This window comes from Lachnoclostridium sp. An196 (assembly GCF_002160135.1).
Classification (GTDB): domain Bacteria; phylum Bacillota; class Clostridia; order Lachnospirales; family Lachnospiraceae; genus Hominiventricola; species Hominiventricola avistercoris.
Map to the genome: position 1 here is coordinate 77,488 of NZ_NFJZ01000013.1, position 8,175 is coordinate 85,662.

Sequence of the window (8,175 nt, forward strand, 5' to 3'; positions counted from 1 at the left end):
AAGATAGAATGGCAGCCTGCTTCGTCCTCATCAATCCCACCAGAAGTACCAGACAATGGACTGCCGCAGCACATCGGCCAGAGCGCCCACTGTCGGGTCGTCCTCCTGATCCACGATGTCCGGGCAGAAACCGTACTGCTCTACGGCCAATTCCATAGCCTGATCTTGGGAAATGGGAGCAGGGAGCAGGAACTCCAGCTCGTCGTGGCTCATAGCCGCAGGGATTGCGCCATGTTTCTCAAACCAGTATTTTGCCACGGCCATCAGCTCCGGCGTATCGGGGCACTCGTTCCAGTTGCCGAAGGGCAGGTAGGCAAAGATCTCCCAAGGGTTCTTCACTGGGATTTTAGCCAGAATGAGAGGATAGGTCATATTGTTGTTGGAATTCCAGTAGCTTGAAAAGCGACGGTTATCGTATCCGCCCTCCATCTCGCCCAGGACATCCTCATCCCAGTCCATATCGTCATCCTCGGCTTCTTCTTTGCGCTGCCCAATCATTTTCTCCAGAACTGCCTTACTGTTCTTGATGGGGGCTGAGAGCATTTTCTTCCGGTATTCGGCAACTTTGTCTGGGTCGAAAGCATAGTCGTCCTCGCCGTCGCTGTCCGGGTCAGAATTCATAATCAGGCATTCCCACAGGATTTCGTCATCCGCCTTAATCAGAACCGGCACAAATCCCTCTTTGACACTTTCTCGTTTGGCATAGTTGTATGCCGACATGATGGGATCATCGTCCGTCATCGAGGGGAAATAGGTACATTCACAATCCAGATATTCCATCATGGCTTCAGCAAGTTCCGAAGGCTCCAAAGTGTCCTCATCGAAATCCTGTCCCTGCCAGTTGACGAACCGCTTTTCTATGACTTTTGCCATAGCCTGATAATAGTTCTCATCAAAGGGAATAAACAGATAGGCTTCATCCTGGAACTTATCGGAATAATATTGCTCTGATCCAAAATATTCCAACGCATAGTTGTCAATGTCGCTGGGGAAATAAGGGCTGTCCGCCTCCCCATAGTAGTATCCGGCAAAGGCTGCCCCCTCCTTGTTGAACAGCGCCCCAAAGAGCTGTCCTTTCAGCTGGTCCCGGATAAAGCCACGCAGATCGGCGCGGCTCAGATCCGCCATAAACGGCTGCACCTGCTCCCAGTACCGCTCCATAAATTCCACGCTCATCAGGTCATGCTCCATGCACCACCGCAGATAAATTGCCATGTGGTTGTAGGCATTGATTTCATCCACCGGCAATTTCTTTTCCCGAACGGATTCCAGGTGCCGGGCTGCGTCATCCATTTCACCGTCAAAATCATCTGTACAAAGGGCACCTCTGGTGATGGCACTCTGGCGGGTAGGATTTACGACAAAACTGATGCCTGCCATCTTTTTCAGCAGAGCGTCCGCGTCATGCTCCATCTTATATTCCATTTCATTCTGATAGAGAGGGATCACCTGATAGAAGTTGATCTCCTCGCCGTCCGGCAAAGTGCAGACCTCGCCGCCTTTCTCCACGCCCTGGGGACCGGTCAGAATAGCGGCTCTGAGCTTCGTGTTCTCTGCAAAAGGCGATTGCTTGTCCATCGTATGGCCAAAGCCCAGCCAGGTATCGCCGGCGATGGGCAGACGGGCCAGCACCTTCAAGAGACCAATAGGCCAGTACCACCGCTCCTCCTTCAGGGATTCCTCATCCAGTTTCCAGTCCGGCGGCAGCGCGATAGCCAGCTCCGCCCGCTCCAGCTTGTATTCCGCCAGTTCCTCCGGCACATTCATCCGGTGAGCGCCCATGCCGATCGTCACCAGTGTGCAATAGTCCCGCTCCTCAGAAGGTGAAACAACGCAGATGTCCACATGGATGTCGGGGGAAACCAGCTCATGGAACACATTCTCAAACTCACCAAAGGTGTTTTTGATATGCTGCTCTATCGCAGCCATCTCATCCTCCGTATAAACCTCCGGTTCCCTATTTCCCGTCGAGGACCAGATGGCATCCGCCTTTGTTAAGTCTGGGTTCAGAAAAAGCTGAAAATACTGGTCGTCTCCCGGCTGTTGGTAGACAAGACCAATACGTCGGGTCTGATCCACAAACACCGCTATCAGGATGCCCTCTGGTTCTCCTTCAGGGGTGTGGTTCAGCCATTCCCCGCTGTCCAGCCGTTCCTTGAGCTGCCGCAGCCAGTCAGTTCCCATCTTAGAGAGTCCGGCTTCGTTCATACGGAAAGAAAGCTCCACAAGATGTTCCTTCACCGGATATTGAAATTCACAGCAGGGGGAATTTTTCTCATAGCCATACCGCTCTGGGCAGAACAGCTCGTAAAATTCGGCAAGTCCAGCTTCGTCCACTAGAATGCATGCCAAGGCGCGTTGTTTGTCATCCGCATCCTTGTCCAGTCCCTGCTGGAGCGTTTGGTCAGCGCCAGGGTCGATCCAATGGTATTCCATCTGTTCCAGGGTGGCTCCGGATTTGATCTCCTGCCGCAAGGTCAGGAACTCATAATCCCCCGGTTCCAGTTCCAATCCTTGTTTGACGGCATCCAGCGCACCAACTTTATCACCAAAATACGCCCGCAGTTTGCCCACTTGCAGCCAGATCCAGGGATAGTCCGGCTCCTCCTGAATGCCCCGCTCCGCATATTCCAGTGCTTCTTCCAGCCTGCCGCAGTACATCAGCGCCACAGAATACCGGTAGTACCAGGTAGCGCAGCCTGCGGCGTTGGATTCCGAATCCTTCATCCACTGGGCTGCCTGATAGTAATGGATGTAGTCGTCCAGATTGTTGCAGGCGAAGGCGTACCAGAGAGCGATCTGCAAATCCTGGTGTGCCTGTTTTTCGGTGAATTTTCCTTCTTCTACGCCGTTTTTAATAAAATCCTCCAGCCAGCGGAGCATTTTTCCAAAATAGCCGGAAACTCCTTCATCAAAGGATTCCAGCGTTTCAATGTCCTCTTCCGAGAGCAGGGAGCCGGTTTCCTCATGAATATCAGGCTCCGGTTCCTTCTCATCCAGCAGCGGCACACCGCCCACATCCCGCCGGAAAGCGTGGAAGTGAGCATAGGGCAGATCGCTCCCCTCAAAGAATGCCTGCGCCGCTGTTAGTACAGCAGACAGATCCCAGGCGATGAAATCCAGATACCCATGATACAGTCCGGTGGCTCCGCCCAGGAAGGTCACGGCTTCCGCTCCGGCTTGGTTCAAAATTGCCTCTTGCAGCGCATCCCGGAAATCCAGGATATTTTTGCTTCGCTCCTCGCCGGTAAAGCCCGCCAGGGGATAACAGAGGAAACCGGCTGCAATGCCGTCCCGATGATACTCGTCCACCACATCACTGCGGGCACCCAGGTAGTCGTTGATGAGCACCGGCAGACGGCAGGTGCCGGTATAGACATCCAGCCGCCAGTCGGCCTCCGGATCTTTTACCGGTTCCAGTTCATAGGCAAGATAACTGTTTTCCAGATAGTCGCTGCCATTCCTCCAGAGGGAGAGTCCCATGCTTTGCAGCAGCTCCGGCAGTTGGGAAAGGAGCATGGCCGGTTCGCCTTTTGGCTGAGCATAAACATCAAACCCAGCAACAAAAGCGATAGCGGAAACTTCTCCGATGGTTTGATCCACCAGCATAGAAAGCGCCCACCAAACCCGGTCCGTATCCTCTTTCAAAAGCGGCGTCAGCTTTTCGCAGCAGAGGATCAGGCTCACCCGCTGATCCTCTGTTTCCTCTGCCCACATCTGCACATCCTCAGCCCGAACTTCGATCTCTCCAGCCCGCAGCTCGAACCCCTCGCAGGGCTGACGGCCTACCCAGATATTCCAATGCTCAAGCACCGCTTCCGGGGCCTGCTTCTGGAAGTACACGAGCGGGAACAGGCGGGAGCGAAGGCCCTCCGGACTGAGGATCAGTTCATATTTTTCTCCATTGAAGCCCAACTCAAAAGCTGTATCCCGCAGGGCAGGTTTGAGAGCGCTGCTGCATTTTTCAATCAGTTCCTCGCCGCGCTGGTGCATTTTGTCGGTATCCATGATTTGACGCAGCGACCCTTCGATCTGAGTAAAGGCTGCCCACGATTCCTGCGTCTTTTCCCGGAAGTTCTTTTCAAACCGGGGCAGGGACAAACGGCGGCGGCAATCGTCTATGTACTCCTGGGTATCTTTGTCTCCGGGGCGGGCTTTCAGGGCTTTTTCAAAGTAACGCAGGGCGGGGCCTTCCTCATCCAGGTAATAGTAAGCGGAAGCGATCCGGTAATTCCAGCAGTGATCGCCTGCAAAATACTCCTCATGGGGAGCCAGAAGCTCCAGAGCCTTTTCATACAGCACCCGTCCTGCCTCTCCGATTTCTGCCGCGCCAATATACGCCTTGGCCAGCTCGCTGTCCAGCTCTGGGGTACGCTCCCCGGCGGGGATGGCCTCCAGAGCATCCATCACCTTCTGAATTTCATTCTGTTCAAACCACTGCCGGCATTGTTTCAATAAATCCATATCACGGCCTCCTTTTTCATTTTTCGGTCAAATAGGTTTCTCTTAATAAGCAGAGCTTGTAATTTCAAAACTAAAATTCATATCCGTATTTATGGTTGCTTCTTCATTCGCTGCTGGTTGTATCAAAAATTCAAATGTTGGTTCATAGTCCCCGTCCTGCAAGGTTTCTCCGCCCAAAATCTCGATATGATACCAGCCATTTGCAAGCTCAATCATCGGCTTATTATGCACTCTATAATAAGAAATCAGATCTTTCACCTTTTCAGACGTAAACTGTTGCAATACCGGTCATTGGAATTACAATTCCTTCGGCCAAGACCCTGTCGCCGCTTTCGTTTGTGGTAAACTCCGTCGCCAAATCATCTGAAAGATGATTTACCTGCTTCCAGTTTTCCAGCAGTAAAATGTCACCAAGAATAAAATAATTGACAAGATCGTTTAATACTTCCGTAAACTTATATATCATCCATTATGCCTCCCTTTTCATGGAGAAATCTCTTTTCAAATATCCCAGTCTATGAAATCTTCATGGTTCAATACAAAGTGCTGATACAGGCACTTCAGATTTTCCTGTTCATCCCGTGAAAGCTTCGCCCCGTTTTCATACTGCAAAGTGTCGGCATACAGGATAAAACCATCCACTTTTCCTGATGAAGCCCGAAACTCACCGTTTCCAGTAATGGCAGCATCATCACATTCAAATGTAACCGAAGAAGAATTGGTATGGATTTTCATAATTGCTTCGATCATTTGACAATATCACCTCTCATCTCCGGGCGAACCCATTCTCCACCCGGATGTCTGCACCCGGATAACAGGACGGAAAAAATCATAGTCATTGTGGATCTCGTTATCCTCCCGAACCTCCGGTTTGCAGTGAGGGGAACAAGGCAAATATCCAAGCAAAGGTCCCATGCCGCCGCAGATATTGCAGCCTCCGTCGCCGCCGCAGGTGGTCAATGTTTTCCCGTCTACCAGCTCCCGTTTATAGGGGTCGTAGGCGATAGACAGGCCAAAGAAGTTGGGCTGCTCCATGTCATATGGCTTGCCCTGATCTTCCTCACTTTCAAAGTGGTGCAGATGCATGGAGTAGTCCAGTCCATCCCCCCAGGGAAACAGGGTGCGGCATCCGCCTCCGCACAGATAGGCCCACTCATCTGGCGTGGGAAGGCTGGCTGCCAGCTCCCACAATAGGGACCGCTGAAACTCCGGGTAGGCCATTGGATGGCACAGCCACGCCCGCCAGCTATCACCATTGCGTTCAAAGCGGGCCGTTTGGTGGATCTCAAGGCTCTGGCTGTTCCGGCCCGCCAACTTCTGCAGGCTCTCCAGCCAGTCCGGGTGAGCGGTGATGCGGGGGTCGTTCATGGATACGCTTTCCCAGCCGATCTCCTCCAGTTTTCTGCCCACGAACATGGGGCCGATGGTCACCTGGCGTACTGGGGCCATGCCTTGCCTTAGAAATTCCTCCGCAGTGCCCTCATATTCGATTTCTGCAAAAATATCCGCCAGTTCCTCTCGGTTGGCCTTGTCCATCCCTTGGACAAAGCCCTCCCAGCCAAGCGTCACGGTATCGCCAGGGACAAAGACAAACTCCCGGCCGCCTCTTTCAAATAGACCGGTGGTGCAGCTTTGCCCCCAGCGGGAAAAGGCGTATAGTTCCTTGAATGTCAAATTGTAACGAGCCGCCAGGGTCTGCATCATCCAGAGCTTATCGGACAGTATTAATTTATCAAATTGTGGGCGAAATAAATTCTCGTTCATAGCAAGTCCCCTTTCAATTTGCTCCGGCAGGCTGGGATTCTTTTTCCACAAAGCATACCGCCTCCGTTAACAGCGCGGGAAGCTGATTCCTTTCTGCCGTTTCATACTGCTGGACTGGATGCGTCCAATCAAAATTTTGAATGATAGAAATGATGTACCGGTCCTGATACCAGCCCATATCCAGCAGAAAACCGTTCAGATATTCCACTTGCAGCATATCTTCTTTTTGTGTGATATCCAGAAAGATGATCTTTCCAGTGCCAAAATCCATTCTGGACCAGCTTTGCACAGCAAAATTCCTCCTCACGATTCTCCGAAATGCTCCAGATATAACTCTCGCACGGAATAGGGGCCTACAAGAGTCTTTTTCTGTCGGCCATCCCAGGAATATACATGAATTTTGCCACCATCCCCAATGTACCGCTGTTCCTCAAAGGGTGCGGGAAAGGGGAAGCTTTCTACGATGCTCCAGTCAATCTTGGGCTTCAGCCCATCAAACTCCTCGCGCTTGAGCCTTTTGAAATTGAACACCAAGGCCGCTCCAATTCCATCGAAAAGCAAATCTGTGTATTCTCTGGGGGTAATATTCTCGCTCACGCTGGCAGCTTTGATGTCCACATTCAGAACCTTGTCGCCGCAGTTTGTCCATATTTTATTGGGAGAGAACCAGGTAGTCCGATTCATGCCGCCTGCAAAATCCTCGCGGAAATAGCTTCTGTTTGCGCTGTCCATCTCGACCCCTTCCCGAAGCGGACCGTTGTATGGGGAAAGCGGAAAATATCGGTGTTTTGCCGGGTCAAACTGGTCAAACGAAATGTTCAACAGATACCCATGCTTCTCACTGCGCATAAGCTTGTGTGGCTTCACAATGTTTTCTTCGATGAAACTCCAAATGTACTCGTCCACATGAATAGATACACGAGGGCGACTGAATAATGTGATTTTGTAGTGATCCTCTCTGTCCATTCTCTCCGTATTGAACCAAATACGATAAATTTTAACCATAGTTATCCCCTCACATGATTTCTGCCAACGACACTTCTGTTTCCGCCTAAAAAAGCAGTTCACCGAAAAACAGCCTATGAATCACAGCAGATACTGTTTCAAATTCTGGCTTGCTGAGAGGAATGTAGTGAAGGACGATTTCTCCATACAACTCCGTATTGATGTGGTGTTCTTCCAGATACCGCAGAACCTTTCGGTTGTTCCGCACGATATTTAGACAAAAACTGGTATTATCAAGGGCATATTCAAAACAGTCCGGGTCAATCAACTGACCATTGGCTGGATCATTCATTTCCAAGCGGAGTGCGTCCGCGCCGGTCTTGCGGGAGAGTGTAAAGCAACCATCCTCCCATTCAAAGAACAGGCAGGACAGCCCTTTATCATTGTCCAGCTCCCAAGTCATTCTTTTTGCAAATAATTCCATCATTTTACCTCAGACTGCGTTCCAGTCGCACAACATTTCATTCTGCGTGACCCGGCGCAGCTCGTCCCGTACTTCCATTAGAGCAAAGCCCAGCAGGTTTTGCCCCCGCCACTTCATCGGGTCCTGAGCCTCGGGGGAGCTGGCTGCGAGACGAATACCCCAGATGTTATCATAGGGACTGGCCTCCACCAGCATATTATCTCCGGTGGAGAGAAGAAATTCGCGCAGGTCGCGGTTCTGGCTGAATTTGCACCAGTTGCCATTCAATACAATGGCGTATTTGAACTTGTCCCACACCTTCTGATCAAAACCCCGCACCTTGCGGCCCAGGGCCTTGATCTGTTTAGGGTCACTACACTTCAATATCTGCTCCTGGATTTCATTATCGCCAAAGAGCTCCGCCTTGGCCGCCATCATATACTGCTCCATACAAAGATAGGTATTGGTAATGGACCAGAAATCCTCCATCCACCACTGGCTGAGGCAGCTTTTTGTCAGCTGGCCGTCCTCGGAAGGCT

9 protein-coding genes are annotated in these 8,175 nt (G+C 51.4%); all 9 read right to left on the reverse strand.

From position 1 onward, the window contains the following. Nucleotides 1-30 precede the first annotated feature (30 nt). Nucleotides 31-4,464 carry a suppressor of fused domain protein gene (locus B5F29_RS17325; protein ID WP_087155264.1) on the reverse strand — a complete coding sequence of 1,478 codons (4,434 nt, stop codon included), beginning with the start codon at nt 4,462-4,464 and terminating at the stop codon, nt 31-33. A gap of 42 nt (nt 4,465-4,506) precedes the next feature. Next, nucleotides 4,507-4,722, reverse strand: coding sequence for a hypothetical protein (locus B5F29_RS16900; protein WP_143449166.1), 216 nt, complete (start codon nt 4,720-4,722; stop codon nt 4,507-4,509). 4 nt (nt 4,723-4,726) lie between these two features. Then, nucleotides 4,727-4,930 (reverse strand): hypothetical protein, encoded by a 204-nt coding sequence (locus B5F29_RS16905; protein WP_087155265.1) that lies wholly within the window; start codon nt 4,928-4,930, stop codon nt 4,727-4,729. A gap of 35 nt (nt 4,931-4,965) precedes the next feature. Next, nucleotides 4,966-5,214: a hypothetical protein gene (locus B5F29_RS14150; RefSeq protein ID WP_087155266.1), complete on the reverse strand. Its 249-nt coding sequence runs from the start codon at nt 5,212-5,214 to the stop codon at nt 4,966-4,968. 9 nt (nt 5,215-5,223) lie between these two features. Beyond that, entirely contained in the window at nt 5,224-6,228 is a 1,005-nt protein-coding gene (locus tag B5F29_RS14155; protein WP_087155267.1) for a hypothetical protein, read from the reverse strand. A gap of 13 nt (nt 6,229-6,241) precedes the next feature. Next, a complete protein-coding gene (locus B5F29_RS14160) occupies nt 6,242-6,517 on the reverse strand; it encodes a hypothetical protein (protein ID WP_242955681.1) in 276 nt (91 codons plus the stop codon). 14 nt (nt 6,518-6,531) lie between these two features. Further along, a complete protein-coding gene (locus tag B5F29_RS14165) occupies nt 6,532-7,233 on the reverse strand; it encodes a hypothetical protein (RefSeq protein ID WP_087155268.1) in 702 nt (233 codons plus the stop codon). 46 nt (nt 7,234-7,279) lie between these two features. Then, complete coding sequence (locus B5F29_RS14170; protein WP_087155269.1) at nt 7,280-7,660, reverse strand: hypothetical protein; 381 nt, start codon at nt 7,658-7,660, stop codon at nt 7,280-7,282. 6 nt (nt 7,661-7,666) lie between these two features. Then, nucleotides 7,667-8,175, reverse strand: a 509-nt coding sequence (locus tag B5F29_RS14175; protein WP_143449167.1) for an NADAR family protein, incomplete at its 5' end; no start/stop codon positions are given.

Bases quoted from the DNA above. Each gene is read 5' to 3' on its own strand.
- B5F29_RS17325 (WP_087155264.1), bottom strand. From the start codon at position 4,464: ATGGATTTATTGAAACAATGCCGGCAGTGGTTTGAACAGAATGAAATT.
- B5F29_RS14155 (WP_087155267.1), bottom strand. From the start codon at position 6,228: ATGAACGAGAATTTATTTCGCCCACAATTTGATAAATTAATACTGTCC.
- B5F29_RS14165 (WP_087155268.1), bottom strand. From the start codon at position 7,233: ATGGTTAAAATTTATCGTATTTGGTTCAATACGGAGAGAATGGACAGA.
- B5F29_RS14150 (WP_087155266.1), bottom strand. From the start codon at position 5,214: ATGATCGAAGCAATTATGAAAATCCATACCAATTCTTCTTCGGTTACA.
- B5F29_RS16905 (WP_087155265.1), bottom strand. From the start codon at position 4,930: ATGATATATAAGTTTACGGAAGTATTAAACGATCTTGTCAATTATTTT.
- B5F29_RS14170 (WP_087155269.1), bottom strand. From the start codon at position 7,660: ATGATGGAATTATTTGCAAAAAGAATGACTTGGGAGCTGGACAATGAT.